We start from the raw sequence: 19,631 nt of genomic DNA, 5'->3' as shown, positions 1-19,631 counted from the left end.
CTGGCGCGAGGCTTTAACGACGGAGATGAGTGTTTGTCGGCGCCCGCGTGAAAGAAAGGAGGGTGCATGTGGATAACCTTCAAGACAGAACACCACCTCAAAATGTTGAGGCCGAGCAGGCTGTGTTGGGTGCTGTTTTTCTGCAACCGGAAGCGCTGATTACGGCCTCAGAAATTTTAATGCCGGATGATTTTTATCGTCAGGCGCATCAATATATTTTTCAGGCAATGCTTGAACTAAGTGACCAAGGAAAAGCTGTCGATGTGGTGACTATTTATGAAGCATTGGCTTCCACTGGAAAAATTGAGGATGTCGGTGGCTTGCCATATTTGACGGAGCTTTCAGGAGCGGTTCCGACCGCGGCCAATTTAGAATATTACGCCCATATTGTAGAAGACAAGGCCTTGTTACGCAGACTAATTCGCACCGCGACTCAAATCGCGACGGACAGTTATGCGCGCGAGGATGAAGTCGAAACACTGATGGACGAAGCCGAAAAGAACATTTTAGAAGTTTCCTCCCGTAAAAACGTCGGGGCTTTTAAAAATATTAAAGATGTCCTCGTCAAAACGTATGATGATATCGAGATTCTTCATAATCGAAAAGGTGATATTACTGGGATTCCGAGTGGGTTTAGTGCGCTTGATCATATGACGGCGGGTTTTCAACGCAATGATTTGATTATCGTGGCCGCCCGTCCTTCTGTGGGTAAGACTGCCTTCGCACTGAATATCGCCCAAAATGTTGCCACTAAAACGGATGAAAATGTCGCGATTTTTAGTCTTGAGATGGGGGCGGAGCAACTCGTTATGCGGATGCTCTGCGCAGAAGGTAACATCAATGCCCAGAATTTAAGAACAGGTTCTCTTACCGCAGATGATTGGCAGAAGCTTACTATCGCGATGGGGACGTTATCCAATTCTGGTATTTATATCGATGATTCACCAGGCATACGTGTGAATGAAATCCGTTCCAAATGCCGTCGTCTGCAACAAGAAGCTGGTCTGGGCATGATTGTGATTGACTACTTGCAGCTTATTTCAGGAAGTGGCCGTAATGGTGGTGAAAATAGGCAACAAGAAGTTTCCGAAATTTCGCGTTCCCTTAAAGCACTTGCACGGGAATTAAAAATCCCAGTTATTGCACTTTCACAGTTATCACGAAGCGTGGAATCACGACAAGATAAGCGCCCGATGATGTCGGATATTCGTGAGTCTGGTTCCATCGAGCAAGATGCGGATATCGTGGCCTTCTTGTATCGTGACGATTACTACGATCATGAAAGTGAGAATGACGGGACAATCGAGATTATCATTGCCAAACAGCGTAACGGGCCAGTTGGAACCGTGCAGTTGGCATTTGTAAAAGAATATAATAAGTTCGTCAATCTCGAAGTGAGATACGATGATTCTCAAGTTCCGCATGGAGCCTAGAACACAAAAAGTAGTTGCATGGACCAATTTTGGTTTTGCAACTGCTTTTTTATTTTGGAAACTGTAACAAAATCTATGCAATTTACCTCTGTTTAGAGGAAATATGTTATTTTTTAAGGGAGAAATAATGGTATCGTTAGAATACGGTAGAAATAATAGAAAAGAGGGGAGGGCGAATAGTATGCAAGAAATGCTAGTTGAATTATATAGCCATCGTGTCATACGTCAACGATTTAACTATGATAATTTTTTTGAATACGTTGCTAGAAAATCGAGTACCATATACCAAGAAAATAATACCGAAACAAACCGTATTAATAACAGAACGAGAGGCAGACCCATTCGTATACTTCATTGAGAGCGGGATTGTATCGTTGGAACGAGATAAACAAGTCATATCTTTTTTAGGCGATAAGCAAATTGCGGGTTTGAGTAATACTTTCATTATTGAAGAAAGTTTATATACGTTTAGGGCATTGGAAAGATGCAGTGGTTATGCATTTCGGCGTGAGGCTGTCGTGGAGCTTTTGCTTAGTATGCAAGAAGGTTGGATCTATTTGTATATGAACAATATGAATCATGATGGTTTCTTAGTGGATCAATGTCTGATTATGCGCGAGCCAAGCGAACTCAGACTGAAGCATTGTTTGATAGAGTTGTTGGGAAAATATGCAGTTTCAAATAATGGGAAGCATGTGTTAGCGAAATGCTTCACAAAGAAAATCGTTTCGAATTATGCAAATATTAGTACTAAAACAATGGCTCAAACTTGGAAAACCTGGAGCGATGAAGGATACATTGACGGAGAAGTAAATCAGTTTATATTTAATTCTATAGATTTTTTAAAGAAATAGAAGAAAATGGATAGAACCCAGATGCGTCATGGGAACTATCCTTTTTTCATGTTTTATAAAGTGTGGGTCATGGTATAGTCATCCATGATGAAACCTGCACCGACATCGGTTACTACTGCTTTTTCGACGATGAATCCCATTTTTTTATAGGCTTCGATGGAATTGGTGTTGTATTTGTTAACGTAGAGTCGGATAGTTGGCAAGTTGTTTTTTTGTGCGAAATGTAGGATTTCAGAGAATAGCTCCCTGCCGATTCCTTGTTTGTGGTAGGCGGGATCGATATATAGTTTGCTTAGGAATAGGTCGCCATCTTTTTGATAGAATGCGGCGTATCCAACGAATATCGAGCTTTGTAGGCCATTAAGTAGGTGGTGCCATTCGTTATTTCGCTGTATATGGTGTCGGCGGTTTGGAATTTGCGCAACATGTAGTCGATTTGTTCTTCGGTGATGATGGAAGGGTAGTGTTCGTGCCAGATGTGATGCGCGAGTTCGGAAATATGTTGGCTGTCTTCTTTGGACTTAGCGATTTTGATATGCATGGGAAAACTCCTTTTTTGAAAGATAGCATTATCGTAGCATATTGGGGATTTAATGGGAAGTGGGGCGGGTTGGAAAGGTAGACAAAACACATAAAAATAGACTTATCATAGGACTTGCGTTCGGGTCATTGATTTTCGAAATGGAGGCCGATATACTGAGAATGAAAACGAATACAAAAATGGCTGGAAAACTGTTTTGGGATAGGTGAGAGGGGCGGAATTTGATGAAGAAAACGGCGTACATAATTTCACATTCGCATTGGGATCGGGAGTGGTTTTTACCGCTAGAGACGTTGCGGTATAAGTTGGTGACGTTGCTTGATGAGACGGCGGATTTGTTGGAGAATAAGGATGGGTTTGAGTATTTTCATTTGGATGGGCAGACGATTATGTTGGAGGATTATTTGGCGGTGAAACCTGGGGCACGGGCGCGGATGGAGCGTTTGGTTCGGGACGGAAAATTGCGGATTGGTCCTTGGTATATGTTGCAGGATGCGTTTTTGACGAGTAGTGAGGCGAATGTGCGGAATCTTCTTTATGGGATGCAGGATGCGCGGGAGTTTGGTGCGGTGGAGAGAATCGGCTATTTTCCGGATACGTTTGGGATTTATGGCCAGGCGCCGCAACTTGTGAAGCAGGCCGGGATTGATTCAGTGATTTTTGGACGGGGTGTGAAGCCGACTGGGTTTAATAATCAGGTTTTTGAGGGCGGTTACACGTCGCCGTTTTCGGAAATGTTTTGGCAGGCGCCGGATGGGACGCGGGTTTTGGGTGTGTTGCTAGCTAATTGGTATTCGAATGGTAATGAGATTCCGGTGCGGCGCGAGGATGCGTTGGCATTTTGGGATAAAAGATTTGCGGATGTGGCAGATTATGCGTCGACGGGGGCGTTGCTGTTTTTGAATGGGTGTGATCATCAGCCGGTGCAAGTGGATTTACCGGAGGCGCTGGATGTGGCGCGGGAGTTGTATCCGGATGTGGATTTCAAGCATAGTCATTTTACGGAGTATGTGGCGGAGTTGCGGAAATTGTTGCCGAGTGAGGATTTGCAGGTGATTGAGGGGGAGCTTACGAATCAGCGGACGGATGGCTGGTCGACATTGGTGAATACGGCTTCGTCGCGGATGTATTTGAAGCAGGCGAATCAGCGGGTGCAGCAGTTGCTTGAGAAGCAGGTTGAGCCGATTGCGGTGATGGCGACGCGGACTGGGACGGCGGCGTACCCGGAGGAGTATTTGAAGTTTACCTGGAAATTGCTGATGGAGAATCAGATTCATGATAGTATCACGGGCTGTAGCGTGGACGCGGTGCATCGGGAGATGGAGACGCGGTTCATGAAGGCGGAGCAAGCGGCGCGCGCGATTCTGGATGATAAGGTGACGCGGATTGTGCGGCGGGTGGATACGAGAGCGACGACGACGGCAAAATTGGATGGGGAGGCTGTGCCGGTTGTGGTGTTTCATACGTCGGGCTATGCGGCGACGCGGGTCGTGACGGTGGATGTGGAGCTTCGGCGGACGTATTTTGCGGAGATGCCGTTTGAGGAGATTCCGGCGTATTTGGACGGATTGCCGAGTGTGCGGTTGGAGATTCGAGATCGGGACGGGAATTTGGTGGATGCGGACGTGACGGAGCTTGGGATGCAGTTCGATTATGAGTTGCCGGATCGGGCATTCCGGAAGCCTTATTTTGCGCGGCGGTATCGTGTGCGCTTCGTTGCGGAGGATTTGCCGCGGATGGGTTTTTCGACGTATTTTGCGGTACCTGTGCGGGGTGAAAATGAGACTGTAAGGGTTGAAAATGACGCGAAACGGTTGGAGAATAAGTTTTTGCAAGTGGATATTGCGGAAAATGGTTCGTATACGCTGATTTGTAAGGAGTCGGGGCAAATGTTTGCTGGGCTTGGGGTGTATGTGGATCAGGGCGATATCGGGAATGAGTATATGTTTAAGGAGACTGGCGACGGGTTGCGGGTTTCGACGGAGGATTTGGGCGCGGAGCTTGTGGTTTTGGAGAGTTCGAAGGTTCGCAAAACGGTGGAGATTACGCATCGGATGATGTTGCCGGAGAGTGCGGATGTGGAGGCTTTTGCGGATGAGAAGGCGCGTGTGGTCTGGCATCCGGGACGGGTATCGCCGAGATCGGAGCGGTTGCGGGAGTTTGTGGTGCGGACGAGATTGACGCTTGAGTCGGGTTCGAAGGCGCTGAAGGTGGATGTGCGTATGGATAACAACGTGGCGGATCATCGTGTGCGTGCGATTTTCCCGACTGGAACGACGCGTGCGACGCATTTTGCGGATAGTGTTTTTGAGATTGTGGAACGGCCGAATCAGGTGAGCGAGGAGTGGCAAAACCCGAGTAATGATCAGCGGCAGCAGGCTTTTGTTGCGGTCGGTGGCTTGATGGTGGTGAATCGTGGCTTGCCGGAGTATGAGGTGAACGCGGATGGTTCGGAGATTCGTTTGACGTTGCTACGTGCGAATTCGGAGCTTGGTGATTGGGGCAACTTCCCAACTCCTGAGGCGCAGTCGTTTGGCGAGCAGGTCGCGGAATTTTATGTGATGCCTTATGTGGAGGAGACGCTTCGGACGGAGGCGGCGAAATGGGCGTATGAGTATCAGATGGAACCACTGGCTATGCAGGCAGACGGGCAACATGATGGGGAGCTTTCGAGTCGTGTGGAATTTGCGATGTGGATGGATGCGCCAGGGCTTATTTTTTCTAGCTGGAAACGAGCGGCGAGCGGGGATGCGGAAATTTTGCGATTTTATAGTGTGAGTGAGACGGTTCGAGAGATGGCGTTGCTGGACGAGATGCGCAAAACGACGATTTTGGAGGAAGCGGTTCCGGATGTAGCGTTAGCAAGGAGTTGGCAGGTTGCGCCGAGTGAAATTATAACGTGGAGAAAAGAGGATGGGAAATGACGACGAAAAATGTGCCGAAAAGTTTTCAGAAAATGATTGATCGGGTTGCGGAAGTTTTTCCAGAGCATGAAAAGTTACAGGAAATGTTTCAGCAATGCTTTTTAAATACGTATGCTACGACGCTGACGGAGACGAAGGAAGGATTGCCGTTTGTGATTACTGGGGATATTCCAGCGATGTGGTTGCGGGATTCAACGAGCCAAATTCGGCCGTACTTGATGGTGGCGGAGGATGATCCGGAAATGGCGGCAGTGATTGCGGGACTTGTGAAGCAGCAGATGCGCTTTGTGCAACTGGACCCGTATGCGAACGCTTTTAATCAGGAGGCGAATGGGAAAGGTTTTCAGGCGGATAAGACGGAGATGTCGCCGCACGTTTGGGAGCGCAAATACGAGATTGATTCGCTTTGTTATCCGATTCAGCTAGGCTATTTGCTGTGGCAGAGTACGGGAAGTTTGGCGCATTTTGACACGGATTTTCGTCACGGTGTAGCAGCGATTCTGGATGTTTGGAAAACGGAGCAACGTCATGAAACGGAGTCGCCGTATTCATTTGAGCGCGAGGATGTGCGCCAATCAGATACGCTGAACCGCGATGGAAAGGGCACGGAGGTTACGTATACTGGGATGACGTGGAGCGGTTTCCGGCCTAGCGATGACGCGTGTCTCTACGGTTACCTCGTGCCGAGCAATATGTTCGCTGTGGTCGCGCTCGGTTACCTCGAAGAAATCAATGCGGTGTGTTGGAATGACGCGAATCTTGCCACGGAAATCGCGACGCTAAAAACGGAAATGGAGCAGGGAATTCAGGATTTTGCGGTGCAGGAGCATCCTTATTATGGCGAAATGTACGCCTATGAAGTTGATGGAACTGGACGCAAAAATTTCATGGATGACGCGAACGTTCCGAGTCTCCTAGCTGCGCCGTACTTAGGTTTTGGCGATTTCACCGATCCAAAATACCTCGCAACACGGCAATTTATTTTGAGTCGCGAAAATCCTTTTTATGTGGAGGGAAGTCAGTTGATGGGAATTGGTAGCCCGCATACGCCAGATCATTATGTGTGGCCAATCGCGCTTAGTGTGCAAGGGATGACGGCGACGAATTTATCGGAAAAATTGGCGATTCTGGAGATGCTGACAACGACGGATGGTGGCACTGGTTTCATGCATGAAGGCGTCAACGCGAGCAATCACAACGAGTACACCCGCGAATGGTTCGCTTGGTCGAACGCGATGTTCAGCGAATTTGTCCTGAGTCTGTGCGGCATCTACGTGAAAGGTTCTCCACTAGCTAACAATACAAAATAAAATGCGAAAAGAGTGCGCCTAATTTGGCTCGCTCTTTCGTTGTAGGGGATGATATATGATGAATAAAGTAGAAAAAATGGATAAATTCTTCGTTGCCAGCCAGTGGTTGATCCGCTTCGTCTGGGCGAACCTCATATGGATGTTTTTAGTCATTCTAGGACTCGGCATTTTCGGCTTCATGCCAGCAACCGCAGCACTTTTTACCGTGACGCGAAAATGGTCACAAAAAGATATCGATATCGCAATTTGGCCGACAGCTTGGAAAGCCTACAAAAAAGCTTTCGTAGAGACTAATTTGGCGGGCTTATGTTTCGCGGTGATTTTAGTATTTTTATACATGGATCTCCGCATTGTTTTTGCGACAATGAATGGCTTAGCATCAAGCTTGCTGTATTTCTTCTTGTTTTTCTTATTCGCGATGACGATACTAGCACTCGTGAACTATTTCTCTGTCTACGCGCATTTCATTTATCCGCTACGAGGCTACATTATCCAGTCGTTCTTGCTCGCTTTCACAAGCTGGAAAACCTCACTACTTCTCATCGCGGGCTTCGGAATCTCGGCGTATCTCATCGCTCAAATCCCAGCGCTCATCCTCTTTATTTCAGGTGTTTTGCCGGCATACTGGGTGATGAAAGTAAATCTCATCCGTTTTCAGAAAATGCAAGCAAAAATAGCAGCCCAATCCGCGCAAAATGTGGCATAATGGGGACTGGGGGTGTTATCAGAAATGAGTACGAATAAACGAAAACGGCGAATTTTTCAGCGCATGTTATTGATTTTCTCCTTGACATCGCTGTTCACCGTTGGATTATTACTGTTTTTCATATCCAAATACTACACGAACATAAAAGTCGATGCTGTGTTGCAAGAAACGAAAGCGGTTTCAGAATCGCAGCTCGTTGCGGTAGACCGAAAAGAAGCCGCGCTCGTCGCGATGACGCAGGAAATCTACAAAAACAGTGATCTCATGAATGACGTCCAGATTGCGATGACCCATGATTACGCCGAGTATATTCAGCAAAACATCGATAACTATTACGCGCGGCAAGGCTTTTACAGCGTGGATTTGCAGAGTTTTTTTGAGGTCCTATTTTACATATGATGAGGATGTAATCGCGGTGCAACTCGTGTCGGCGGACAAAGAATTCACGTATACTTTTCCGACAAATTACGGCAAATGGCAACCAATTTTCGAAAAATACGGCGAGAAAAAATTACTACAAAATGTTTCGCATAAGGAAAACGTGTTCCGATTAGGTGAGAGCCTCGTGTTCAAGCAGGTCATCAATGATCCGAGTACGCTACAACCACTTGGAACGGTGTTGATGTATGCCGACCCAGAATTCCTTGGCGATCTGATTCCAAAGGCCAAAACGGAATCCACATTCGCCGTCCACAACCGCGCGAAAGAAACGCTATACAGCAATCACACCCTGCCTGACATCACGCCTGAGGATGCAGAAAACGGCTACCGTCGTGGCAGCGGCTACATCCAAACTACCGAAGAACAAGCATCCGGTGTCTTCGGCCAAGTCATTATCCCAGAAAGCCAAATCGGCGGCATCCCCGTTCTCCAATGGACACTGTTCGGCGTCGGAGTTGGCCTCGTCCTAATCTCCATCGCGATTAATTTTTTCATCAGCAAGCGCTATTCTAATCGCATTCAAGTCATCATCAACGGCATGGATCAAATGGAAAAAGGCGAGCTCCGCGCCAAGCTTCCCGTCGACGAACGCGAAGATGAACTCACATTAATCAGTCAGAGTTTCAACAAGATGGGGGACAGCCTTAACGACTACATTAAGCAGGTTTACACGCTTGAAATTGAGGAACAGAAAGCCCAGTTGAAAGCGCTACAAGGGCAAGTCGAGCCCCATTTTCTCTACAACTCCTTGGAAGCCATCCGCATGCACGCGAGGCTAGAAGGCGCGAAGGTGACCAGCAACATGATTTACCACCTATCCACGCTTTTGCGCTACACCGCCGACAATATTGAGATGGTCACGCTTGCCGATGAAGTAGGCTACGTCCGGCAATATCTCCAATTTATGGAACTCCGCTACCAACAAGAAGTCCCATTTTTCCTAGAAGTCGAAGAACCACTATTGGAACACCCATTTTTAAAATTCACACTACAGCCACTCGTCGAAAATTTCTTCAAATACGCGCGACATGAAGAAAAACGAACGAGTCTCACGTTCAGCGCGAAACGAGTCGGCGACGTACTCAAAGTGAGGATGCGTGACGACGGACTTGGCATTACAGACGACAAAATGCGCGAAATACAGAGTGATTTAGTTGGCGAAAAAGGCGAGCAAGGCCGCATTGGACTTGTGAATATTCACCGCCGTATCCAGCTTTATTTTGGGGAACAATACGGACTCGCGATTACGAGCATCGAAGGCCAGGGCACCGAAGTGACACTGCGCGTTCCGTACACATCGCAGGGGAGGAAAAACTATGTTGAAAATGCTTTTAGTAGATGACGAACCGTTGATTGTGCAAGGTTTACAGGCGGTAATTCAGGAATTTGATGAGGAAATCGAGATTATCGGAACGGCGAAAAATGGGATGGAGGCGCTGACGCATTTCGCGACTGAGCCGTGCGATCTCGTGATTACGGATATTAAAATGCCAAAAATGGACGGTTTACAGCTGATTGAGGCGTGGAAAAAAGAGCAACCCGAGACGAAATTCATTGTTTTGTCGGGATTTCAAGAATTTGAGTACGTGAAACGAGGACTCGCGATTGGGATTGAGAATTATTTACTCAAGCCGCTGAACGAGACGGAATTACTCGAAACAATCACGCAAATTCAAGAGAAAGTAGAAGCCGATTTTCAAACGACAGGAGATGATGCAGCATACTATATTTTGCGAGATAATGCGCTTTGGCGTTGGCTGAATGACCGAATTGGAATGGAAGATTGGAAGGAGCGGATGGCACTTTATAAAATGCCGCTTGCCAAAGAAATGAGGACGGCGCTCGTGTGGATTCAGCCGGTGTATGGACAGGTGAATCGGACGGCGGACGTTTGGCGCAAGCTACAGAGCCGTTTACGTGCGGAATATCCCTTCATGTTGCTAAATCCCGAAGAAGAACTGCTCATCGGTTTAATGGCGGAGGACGATGCTGGAATCGCGGCGCAGATCACGACGGTATACGAAGAAATCGGTGCGCTCATCGGTGTGGAACAATGTTTCTTTTTGATGAGCGAAGTCGGAACTGGAACCGCCTATTTCCCAAAAGCATTCCGTGAGCTCGAACAACTACTCCAAGAACGCCTCGTTTCCTTACCAGGCACACTCATTTCAGCAGATAAAATTGTACCACATCGCTGGCGCCCGAATTTCAGCCAACATCAACTAGCGCGCGCCCTCGTTTTGCAAGAAAAAGAAAAGACGCTCGAATGGCTCGACAGCTTTTTCAGCGAATGGGAGGCACATCTTTACGAAAGCGACCCACACCAAGTCATCCGCGTGCTCAGCGAAGTCGCGCTTATGATGTCCGAATCCGACCCAGAGCAGCTACTAAAAGCTATTCGCAGACTGGACGGCGCAGCAACACCGTGCGAACTTAAAACAACGATGCTAGAACTGATTCACCCATTTTTCGATCGCAATCAGCATGACGATAACAGCAAAAGTCCGATTATCCAGAAAATCATTTCCCACGTCACGGAACATTTCACAGAAGGTATGTCGCTGAAAACGCTAGGAGCCAAGTTCCACATCAACGCCGTCTACCTCGGTCAACTTTTTCAAAAAGAAGTCGGCAGCCATTTCACAGACTACTTAAATCAATACCGCGTCAACCATGCCAAAGAAGTCCTGATGACAACAAAGCAACCTGTGACAGCAATCGCCGAAGAATCAGGCTATACGGACATGGCCTATTTTTACCGGCAATTCAAGAAATATACCGGTTACACCCCGAATGGCTTCCGCAAAAAGGAGAAAGTACAATAGGAGAAACGCTACGTCTCAGCTTACAAAGTGAGGCGTCATTTTTAATATAGGTGGAATTTGCTAAGTTCAAAATGCCGAGCTATAATTGATGTAGTACGTGGAAAGGGAGGGCAAAATGAATATTCGGCTAAAAGTGTTATTTATTTTGCTAGGCCTCACTTTAGTGGTAATACTGGGCTATGTGCTATATAAAGATTACTATGCTGATTTTATGCTATTTCTTGATCCCAAAGCAGATCGAACCCACCTGATGGAAAGTATCCGCAATCATAGGGTAAAAGACGCGTTACTATTAGTAGCTTTGACTGCTGTCATGTGCGCTATTCCAGGAGTCCCTAACTCGATTATCGGCATTTTTATAGGTGTGTGTTTCGGCCCGTGGATCGGGGTTCTCATGAATGTTACCGGGAATATAACGGGAAACTTGATTGTTATCCTACTTTTACGCAAATTTGGTTTATCCAAAAAAGCGAAAGATCCAGGACAATTTATAAGGAATATATCGCACATGAAAAAGCCCACCGCTGGGATTACAGTGGGATATATGATACCAGTTATCCCTTCTGTTATCGTAAACTACACAGCTATAAAATTAAAATTACCGCTGAAATCTCTTTTACTAGCGGTGACAATCGGTGTTTTACCAACCTCCTTTTTATACGCATTTGGAGGAGACGCCTTACTGAAAGGAAATACTAAAATTGCCATTTTATCCATCGTTTGCGTTGTGATTCTTGTATTCGTCCTGCGAATTTTCCAAAAAAGACAAGTACGAAGCAATGCATGATTGGAGTTATGGCAATCTTAGACACTATATAATATGAGAGTGAGTGAAGTAGCATGACAGAAACAAAGATAAAACAAATTTTGGTGGCGTTTGACGGATCAGAACAATCGAAGGATGCATTTCAAGAAGCGATCCGGATTGCAAAATTCGAAAAAGCGAGTTTGACCTTCCTAACCGTCATAACCGAAATCATGCCAAACGACGATGAACTTTACTTACAGCTAGATGTACGCCCAGAAATTGATGACATCTACCGAGCACTAGCAGAAAAAAGACTGGAAACCATAACTGCTGACCTTGATAAAACGATTCCATACAAAAACGAAGCAGTACATGGCGACGCGAAACGAAGCATTGTAGAATACGCGAAAGAAAATCAAAGCGATTTAATCGTGATCGGCGCAACCGGAAGAGGCGCATTAGAAAGAAGGCTCATTGGCTCAACAACAGCATATGTAGTCAACCATGCACCATGTAACGTGATGGTAGTGAAATAAGGATTGTTAGAACCCTATACATGAAAAAAGCCTATCTCATCATTGAGGTAGGACGAAGATATTGCTTTAAACAAATCCAGCGAAAGCGTTTGTATTCAGGGAGTTTGGTGGAATGAGGATGGCAAACTCATTCCATTTTTTTGCATATTGAGGTTCTAATTCGCTTGGCTTCAAAGAACCACAACAAAGCGGAGAATACTGGTGTATGTGATGACTGAAAGCAGGGAGAGGGTATTTTCCTCGACCATGCGAGAAGTTAAGCGAAACTGCTCTTGTGTAGCAGAACCGCAAAGATGTACCGCATCCTTGTTCTAAACCTCCAGAAGGAACGCCTATTCGCGATGCTCGTAGGCATATTGGGGCTTAACTCATTTCATTTCGAACAGCCCCAACAATGCGAGCGCTTGTCGCCGATTTATTTGGGTTATGCACCTTTACATATGAAGTTGCTCATCTTGCAATCGTTTCATCCGAGTAGTCAAACGATAAAAACGCCGTCTATTTTGAGTCTCCAAAGCAAGATCAATCTCGTTTTGGATTCGTTCCATCCGTTGTTTCTGTGCGAGCATTGTCATGAAACAGTCGATGAACATATCCATAACGATTCTTTCATTTTCGAGCTCCTTGTATTGTTGAGACATTGCTTCCGATATTTTCTTGGCAGACATGACAATCACTCCTTCAAAGTGTATTTTCTAAATTATTAATAGACAATACCACCTTAAAGGCGTGATGAAACCTTTTTTAACAATAAAATTCCATGGAATGGTATTATTTGAACGGAAATCGAGCTGACATTGGCAATGAAAAAAATGCTTGTCACCTGGTTCGGTAAGAGGCATCTTCAATCATACACAAAAAAAACAGCGAAAAACATGCTCGGAATACAAAACATATTTTTCACCAATTGAATTTATATAGGGGCTAGCTAGCATTGCCTCTGTACAAGGACGCTATTTATTGTTCTAGCGCCAACGCTCTAACTTTTTCAAGAATTTCTTCGTATACATCTTGTTAAGGAAAAACTTCCCAACTTTACTCATATCAGATTCCTGAAATCCTTTTAAGCTTATTTCATAAAACTCATCAAACGTTGCATCAGGATTCGTCCACTCGCCATTTTCGTAACATTTTAAACAGAATTTCTCCGAGCGCGTACCATCTTTTTCCGTACCAAATTCCTCTGGTTTATTCATTGGCATGCCGCAACTTTGGCACTGTGGTGTTTTCGCCATTTTTCATCTCTCCATTTCCATAACATATAGTTTAAAGTATAGCGTACTCCATATCCGGATACAATAGGCGAGCTGAAAATATAAATTATTTCATGTACCCGAGGATTAAATCTTGCTCGGCTTGTATCTCCAGTTTACGCAGGAGCAAGGTATACTGATATAAAGCTGAGTTCGAACAGGTGAACTTATTTTGTTGGAGCTGCTGAAAAAGATATTCCAGTGTAGCTGTAAATACAAGATGGAAGTATTGAACCGTTTCTAACAATGGCGTTCCGATATCCTTCCGATCTTCCCCGACGTTCTGAAAGATAGATGTGCTGACATAGTTCTGTTGCATTTGTTGATTGACCATGTGAAAGAGTTGTGTAATTTCCTGCGTCTGCGTCATAAGAAAACCATCATATTCCTTGCGTTGTGCATATTCCTCGGTCTTTGTGTAATAAGTAGAAATCCAATAGCGAACAATGTTTTCTCTATTTTGTTCGATATATTGAAAAATTTTTTGCACCATGTGAACACCTCTCTTTCTAAATACGACTATGCCATTTTATTATACTGCCTTGGCGTATAAAAAGATAGATAATTAGACTGTGTTCACAGAATTGTCGGAATTATAAAGGTATCCTGTGACATATCTTTTCCAAGAAATACAAATCAATCACCGCTTACTGGCTCTCCACCTGAATTTCCGCTATACTATAAAGTAATAAAGTTCGAAAAGGAGAACCCTATGAATACAAATGAAGTGATGCAACAACTCGAATCTCTCGGTTCTGAGCAAACAAGAAAGACCCTCTGTAAACATGGCGCTAACGAACCAATTTTTGGTGTTAAAATCGGGGATATGAAGCAATTTTTAGTCAAAAAAAATAAAGGACTCAAATGTTTCACGTGAACTTTTCGCGACTGGGAATTATGATGCTCAGTATTTAGCTGGCCTAACGATTAACCCAAAAGAAGTCACAAAAGAAGACCTTCTTAACTGGGCAGAAACTGCAAATTGTCCCGCTATAAACGAAGCTATCGTAGCGAGCCTCGCAGCTGAAACCCCCTACGCAACCGAACTCGCCAAAGCATGGATGGCGTCCAGCGAGGAGCGAATAGAGGACACCGGATGGAGCTGCTATGCTAATTACTTGTCGCTGGCACCAAACGAGGAAATTAACGAAACCGAGGTGCTCACTCTTTTAGAAACTGTCGAAAAAAAACATTCATGAAGCCAAAAACAGTGTCAAATATACGATGAATCAATTTGTCATCTGCACGGGAACCTACTACCCGCCGCTACTTGAAAAAAGCCATCTCTGTTGCCAAAAACATCGGTCAAGTTCACGTAGATATGGGAGACACCTCATGTAAGGTTCCACTAGCAACAGACTACATCGAAAAAGTGATTGAAAAAGATCGCATCGGAAAAAAAACGAAAACGCGCCATTTGTTAGATAAAGCCTGTGAAATCAAATTGGTTTCACGGGTTTTTCTTTATATCGGGAAACTAGAATACTAATTTTGTCCACAAATCTATATTTCCCCCACTATTCGCCCGCCCCCCAAAAAGGTACACTTAAGATGTTGAAAACACTTACAAAAGCGGGGTGACACGAATTGAAGAAGTTCTTCAAAAAACTCTACGCGAATAAAATTTGGTTATTCATGGTTTTACCGGGGGTCGCATGGTTTTTAATTTTTGCGTATTTACCGATGTTCGGAACCGTGATTGCCTTTAAAGATTACCGCGTAGATGGAAACGGTTTCATATCTAGTCTGATGAGCAGTGACTGGGTAGGGTTAGAGAATTTTAAGTTTTTATTTAGAACCGATGATGCCTTTATTATCACGAGGAATACCGTACTTTATAACTTAGTCTTTATTATCGTGGGGCTTCTTTTGGGCGTTGCTTTGGCGATTGTCTTTAATAGTCTCGTGAACAAACGCATGGCAAAAGTCTACCAAACCGGTATGCTATTTCCGTATTTCCTATCATGGGTTGTTGTAAGTTACTTCCTTTACAGCTTCTTGAGTGAAGATAGCGGACTACTTAATTCACTGATTGTTTCCTTTGGCGGCGATCCGATTTCGTGGTATAGCGATCCGAAGTATTGGCCCTTTATCCTGATTTTCATGAATATATGGAAGGGTCTGGGTTACGGGAGTATCGTTTATTTGGCCGCGATTGCCGGTATCGATCGGAATTACTATGAGGCTGCGATGATTGATGGCGCTGGCAAATGGCAACAAATTCGCCACGTGACGATTCCAGCTTTGACGCCGCTAATCATTATCTTAACGATTCTAAACGTCGGCAAAATTTTTAACTCTGATTTCGGTTTGTTCTATCAACTTCCGCGAAATTCAGGGCCACTTTACCCAGTGACGGATGTTATCGATACATACGTTTACCGCGGTTTAACATCGCTTGGGGACATTAGTATGAGCGCTGCGGCAGGACTTTACCAGTCGATTGTCGGCTTCATTCTAGTTATGCTGACAAACTATATCGTGAAGAAAATCGATCCAGAATATGCATTATTTTAAAAACGGAGGCGAGTTAATTGGCAGAACAAATTGAAAAAGTCGAGCAGTTAGAGCAGGTCAATGGCGACCTCCGCCTGCCGAAAAAAGGGAAGTGCAAAAAACCGGACGTCGTAGATTTTGAACCGAAAATGAACGTAGCGATGAATATCTTGCTCGGATTTCTCGCCATTCTCTGCGTCTTTCCGTTCCTGTACATCATCGTTATTTCATTCAGTAGCCAAGATGCATTGGCAACAAACGGTTTCCGCCTCATTCCGAGCGAGTGGAGCACCGAAGCTTATAAATATCTTTGGAGTATGAAGGGTCAACTGCTCCAATCCTACGGGGTAACAATTGTCGTGACGGTAGTTGGGACCGTGTTCAGCGTATCGATGATTGCTTTATACTCCTACGCGATTTCCAGAAAACAGTTCGCATACCGCAAGCAATTCACGTTTTTAGCCTTTTTCACGATGCTATTTAGCGGCGGGATGGTACCAGCATACATCGTCATGACCCAAGTACTCCAATTGAAAAACTCGCTTTGGGCACTAATCCTGCCTCTAGCAATGAATGCCTTCTACATCATGATTATGCGAACCTTCTTCATTCGCTCGATTCCAGAGCCAATACTTGAAGCCGCACGAATCGAAGGCGCCAGCGAATTACGCATTTTGCTAAAAATCGTTTTACCATTATCGTTACCGGGTATCGCAACAATCGCCCTGTTCAGCACGCTCGGCTATTGGAACGACTGGTTCAACGCCTCACTTTACATTGACAATCCGCAATTAGTTCCACTACAATCCTTGTTGATGAAAATTGAGAATAATCTAGAATTCATGCGTCAAAATGCAGATATCGCGTTCACATCTGGAGCTTTCAAAGGAATTCCACAAGATGGCGCAAAAATGGCGATGGTTGTTATTTCGACCATTCCAATCGCGATTACGTATCCATTTTTTCAGAAATACTTTATTAGCGGACTAACCATCGGCGGCGTAAAGGAATAGCCCAGCGGAACGACAAACGCTCATTTTCGTCGTTAGAAGCTCTGTTCCGATGCTCACATACCTGAGTATGCTCCGCTTCGGTACTCGCTTCTGCCTAGAAACTAAGCATTTGTCGTCCCGCTGGGGTTCGGCGACTGGTTCTGGTTTGGAGAAGAAAACATGATTTTAAAGATTTGTGATAAAATTGGGCTCTGGGATAACACTCGGAACCCTGATGAAAAGGGAGGATTTTTGATGAAGAAGAAACTGTTTTTGGTGATGATTTTGAGTTGTGTTATGCTGGTGATGGCGGCTTGTGGTAGTGATAAATCGGCGAGTGGGGATAGTGAGGTTACGCTGAAATGGTACATGATTGGGACGCCTCAGAAGGATAATGCGAAGGTGATGAAAGAGGTTAACAAATATACGCAGGAGAAGCTTGGTATTGGCGTGGATATGACGCAAATCGACTGGGGCGACTACGGTAGCAGAATGCAAACGATGATTAATTCGGGCGAAAATTTTGATATCGCTTACACCGCTGCAGGAGAATTCGTCACGTATTCTCAAAAAGGCGCATTTATGGATATTTCGAAGTATCTTGATAACGAGGGCAAGAAAATGAAAGCCGAATTGAATAGCCAACTTTGGGAAGGCGTAACGATGGATAACAAGGTTTATGGCGTGCCTTCGAACAAAGAAATCGGTGAGCAACAAGTGTATGTTTTCAATAAAAATTTGGTGGATAAATACAAAATGGACATTTCCAAAGTCAATTCATTCGCGGACTTAGAGCCATTTTTGAAAACAATCAAGGAAAATGAGCCGAACATCACGCCAATCGGTGGGAATAAAGATTTTAAACCGGTGACACCGTTTGATTATTTGATTGACTCTGCGGTTCCGCTTCCATTTGCGGTCGATGAGTACAATGATACGGGCAAAGTGGTGAATTTTTATGAGCAACCTGAGACGGTGAAAATTTTGAAAGATTTGCATGGTTTTTATGAGGATGGCTACGTGAGTAAGGATATCGCGACGTCGACCGATCCGTGGTCTTACGAGAAGGAAAACTGGTTTGTGCGTATTGAGAAATATCAACCGTACGCAGAATCGATTTGGGATAAGCAAACGAATGGTCAGTATAAAGTGGTGACGCAACCTATCATGAAAACGCCGATTGTGAAAAATAGTTCTGTGACGGGCGCGATTCAAGCCGTATCGGTAACGTCGAAACATCCGAAAGAAGCTGTGGAGTTCTTGAACTTACTGAACACGGATCCGTATTTGCGTAACTTAGTCGACAAAGGAATCGAAGGGACGCATTACACGGAGCTAGCAGATGGCAGTATTGAGGACTTGCCAGCACGCGTGGAGAATTATTCGATGCCAACTTATGCGCTCGGGAACCATTTTATTTTGAAACGTTATTCAGATGAACCGAAAGATAAATGGGAGAAATTCAAGGAGTTTAATGAGGAATCAAAAGCATCACCAGGACTCGGATTCTATTTTGATTCGAAAAATGTCCGCACAGAAATCGCCGCGATCACGAACGTTTGTAATGAATTCGGGCCAGCGCTTCTGACTGGGACGGTAGATCCGGATGATTATATGCCGAAATTTAAGAAGAAATTGAATGACGCGGGAATGAAAACCGTGATGGCTGAGATGCAAAAGCAGTACGATGCGTTTAAGAAAGAGAAATAAGAGGTATTGGGGCTGTTCGAAGGAAGTGAGCTACAGCCCCAATACACAATGATTCTCTAATCCAGTAAACCCGCTCAAAAGATAGTGACGTTAGGATATAGAAGAAAAACCATCTAATTACCTCGGTCAGAAGTAAAGGTTAGATGGTTTATTCTTTGTCTTTTTTCACTGATTGGATGAGAGCAACGACTAAACTTAGGAGAGTTACAGTAAATGTACCAACATTATTTTTTTTACAATTGTTGAAAAAGCGTTTTTGATTTGTTATAATGAATATGAAAAAGAGAACCATGAGCCAACATGATTCTCTAATCCAGTAGCACCGTTAAAAAGACGGCGACGTTGGTAATATTGTTATAAACCATCTAATTACCTCGGTCAGAAGTAAATGTTAGATGGTTTATTCTTTGTCTTTTTTCACTGATTGGATGAGAGCAACGACTAAACTTAGGAGAGTTACAGTAAATGTACCAAACCCAAGAGCAATCACCATCGCTTCAGCAACAGACATCAGGCGTTTCCTTTCTGCAGATTTTAGTACTCATTTTCATAAGCACCACCACCTTTCGATTAAATTCGCCACCATCTTTTTCACTTCGCTACAAAGACAATTATAGCAAATTTTTAATACATAAAGCTAGCTATTTCGGAATTTAATTATCAGTTTTATAATTAAATGTAACTTTATATTCAAGGCGGATTGAATACTACATAGACCAACTAAAACGCTAAGTCGAGGTTTGATAGCCTCTATCAAACCACGACTTTTCTGCGTTCTAAAACTAATTTTCAAATAAACGCTTGACTTTTAAAAACTACAAGTGTAGAATGTAATTAACGACAAGTGTAGAAAGTGGAAGGG

At 44.5% G+C, this 19,631-nt stretch carries 21 protein-coding genes; 15 read left to right on the top strand and 6 right to left on the bottom strand.

Annotation, left to right across the window (positions count from 1 at the left end; translation table 11 throughout):
- The first annotated feature begins 68 nt into the window (after positions 1-68).
- Together dnaB and PCORN_RS13090 are read left to right on the top strand one after the other, a co-directional pair.
- A complete protein-coding gene (gene dnaB, locus PCORN_RS13095; protein ID WP_036081449.1) occupies positions 69-1,433 on the top strand; it encodes a replicative DNA helicase in 1,365 nt (454 codons plus the stop codon).
- Between the two features lie 239 nt (positions 1,434-1,672).
- The gene (locus PCORN_RS13090) at positions 1,673-2,287 is read left to right on the top strand and encodes a Crp/Fnr family transcriptional regulator (RefSeq protein ID WP_149024355.1); all 615 of its coding nucleotides are present in this window, start codon (positions 1,673-1,675) and stop codon (positions 2,285-2,287) included.
- A 53-nt stretch (positions 2,288-2,340) separates the two neighbouring features.
- Here the strand turns inward: PCORN_RS13090 and PCORN_RS21385 are convergent, their stop codons facing one another.
- Together PCORN_RS21385 and PCORN_RS20460 are read right to left on the bottom strand one after the other, a co-directional pair.
- Positions 2,341-2,631 (bottom strand): GNAT family N-acetyltransferase, encoded by a 291-nt coding sequence (locus PCORN_RS21385; protein WP_420912039.1) that lies wholly within the window; start codon positions 2,629-2,631, stop codon positions 2,341-2,343.
- Positions 2,580-2,828, bottom strand: a complete 249-nt coding sequence (locus PCORN_RS20460; protein ID WP_241433191.1) for a hypothetical protein — start codon at positions 2,826-2,828, stop codon at positions 2,580-2,582. The genes PCORN_RS21385 and PCORN_RS20460 overlap by 52 nt, the downstream gene beginning before the upstream one ends.
- Before the next feature lie 221 nt (positions 2,829-3,049).
- Here PCORN_RS20460 and PCORN_RS13080 point away from each other — a divergent pair, with 221 nt between their 5' ends.
- The 8 genes from PCORN_RS13080 to PCORN_RS13050 all read left to right on the top strand — a co-directional run bounded on the left by PCORN_RS13080 (position 3,050) and on the right by PCORN_RS13050 (position 12,318).
- Positions 3,050-5,752: an alpha-mannosidase gene (locus PCORN_RS13080; protein ID WP_036081444.1), complete on the top strand. Its 2,703-nt coding sequence runs from the start codon at positions 3,050-3,052 to the stop codon at positions 5,750-5,752.
- Positions 5,749-7,062 (top strand): glycoside hydrolase family 125 protein, encoded by a 1,314-nt coding sequence (locus tag PCORN_RS13075; RefSeq protein ID WP_036081441.1) that lies wholly within the window; start codon positions 5,749-5,751, stop codon positions 7,060-7,062. Before PCORN_RS13080 ends, PCORN_RS13075 begins: the two co-directional genes overlap by 4 nt.
- Positions 7,063-7,117: 55 nt before the next feature.
- Positions 7,118-7,768, top strand: a complete 651-nt coding sequence (locus PCORN_RS13070; protein WP_241433190.1) for a YesL family protein — start codon at positions 7,118-7,120, stop codon at positions 7,766-7,768.
- A 24-nt stretch (positions 7,769-7,792) separates the two neighbouring features.
- Positions 7,793-8,167 (top strand): hypothetical protein, encoded by a 375-nt coding sequence (locus tag PCORN_RS18625; RefSeq protein WP_051999471.1) that lies wholly within the window; start codon positions 7,793-7,795, stop codon positions 8,165-8,167.
- Positions 8,145-9,551 carry a sensor histidine kinase gene (locus PCORN_RS13065; protein WP_159102594.1) on the top strand — a complete coding sequence of 469 codons (1,407 nt, stop codon included), beginning with the start codon at positions 8,145-8,147 and terminating at the stop codon, positions 9,549-9,551. The genes PCORN_RS18625 and PCORN_RS13065 overlap by 23 nt, the downstream gene beginning before the upstream one ends.
- Positions 9,526-11,034, top strand: a complete 1,509-nt coding sequence (locus tag PCORN_RS13060) for a response regulator transcription factor (RefSeq protein WP_036081438.1) — start codon at positions 9,526-9,528, stop codon at positions 11,032-11,034. The genes PCORN_RS13065 and PCORN_RS13060 overlap by 26 nt, the downstream gene beginning before the upstream one ends.
- Before the next feature lie 115 nt (positions 11,035-11,149).
- Complete coding sequence (locus PCORN_RS13055) at positions 11,150-11,821, top strand: TVP38/TMEM64 family protein (protein ID WP_036081435.1); 672 nt, start codon at positions 11,150-11,152, stop codon at positions 11,819-11,821.
- A 53-nt stretch (positions 11,822-11,874) separates the two neighbouring features.
- Positions 11,875-12,318, top strand: coding sequence for a universal stress protein (locus PCORN_RS13050; RefSeq protein ID WP_036081432.1), 444 nt, complete (start codon positions 11,875-11,877; stop codon positions 12,316-12,318).
- Between the two features lie 434 nt (positions 12,319-12,752).
- On the opposite strand, the gene PCORN_RS13045 is transcribed toward PCORN_RS13050, so the two are convergent.
- From PCORN_RS13045 to PCORN_RS13035, 3 genes are all read right to left on the bottom strand, one after another.
- On the bottom strand, positions 12,753-12,986 hold the full coding sequence (locus tag PCORN_RS13045; protein ID WP_036081429.1) for an IDEAL domain-containing protein: 234 nt from the start codon (positions 12,984-12,986) through the stop codon (positions 12,753-12,755).
- Between the two features lie 297 nt (positions 12,987-13,283).
- Positions 13,284-13,553 (bottom strand): zinc ribbon domain-containing protein, encoded by a 270-nt coding sequence (locus PCORN_RS13040; protein ID WP_036081426.1) that lies wholly within the window; start codon positions 13,551-13,553, stop codon positions 13,284-13,286.
- Between the two features lie 85 nt (positions 13,554-13,638).
- Positions 13,639-14,064 (bottom strand): hypothetical protein, encoded by a 426-nt coding sequence (locus PCORN_RS13035; protein ID WP_036081423.1) that lies wholly within the window; start codon positions 14,062-14,064, stop codon positions 13,639-13,641.
- Positions 14,065-14,283: 219 nt separating this feature from the next.
- Here PCORN_RS13035 and PCORN_RS21130 point away from each other — a divergent pair, with 219 nt between their 5' ends.
- The 5 genes from PCORN_RS21130 (at position 14,284) to PCORN_RS13015 (ending at position 18,769) form a co-directional block, all read left to right on the top strand.
- Entirely contained in the window at positions 14,284-14,448 is a 165-nt protein-coding gene (locus tag PCORN_RS21130) for a hypothetical protein (protein WP_338151782.1), read from the top strand.
- A 357-nt stretch (positions 14,449-14,805) separates the two neighbouring features.
- A complete protein-coding gene (locus PCORN_RS21125) occupies positions 14,806-15,060 on the top strand; it encodes a hypothetical protein (RefSeq protein WP_338151781.1) in 255 nt (84 codons plus the stop codon).
- A 146-nt stretch (positions 15,061-15,206) separates the two neighbouring features.
- On the top strand, positions 15,207-16,088 hold the full coding sequence (locus PCORN_RS13025; RefSeq protein WP_373862716.1) for an ABC transporter permease: 882 nt from the start codon (positions 15,207-15,209) through the stop codon (positions 16,086-16,088).
- A gap of 17 nt (positions 16,089-16,105) precedes the next feature.
- Positions 16,106-17,080: a carbohydrate ABC transporter permease gene (locus tag PCORN_RS13020; protein ID WP_036081417.1), complete on the top strand. Its 975-nt coding sequence runs from the start codon at positions 16,106-16,108 to the stop codon at positions 17,078-17,080.
- Between the two features lie 234 nt (positions 17,081-17,314).
- A complete protein-coding gene (locus PCORN_RS13015) occupies positions 17,315-18,769 on the top strand; it encodes an ABC transporter substrate-binding protein (protein ID WP_036081522.1) in 1,455 nt (484 codons plus the stop codon).
- Between the two features lie 400 nt (positions 18,770-19,169).
- Here PCORN_RS13015 and PCORN_RS18615 read toward each other — a convergent pair whose 3' ends face one another.
- A complete protein-coding gene (locus PCORN_RS18615; RefSeq protein ID WP_077913906.1) occupies positions 19,170-19,280 on the bottom strand; it encodes a putative holin-like toxin in 111 nt (36 codons plus the stop codon).
- Between the last annotated feature and the right edge of the window lie 351 nt (positions 19,281-19,631).

It is taken from the genome of Listeria cornellensis FSL F6-0969 (genome assembly GCF_000525855.1).
In the GTDB taxonomy this organism is placed as follows: Bacteria; Bacillota; Bacilli; order Lactobacillales; family Listeriaceae; genus Listeria_A; species Listeria_A cornellensis.
This window is presented reverse-complemented; position numbering and strand designations above follow the sequence as displayed.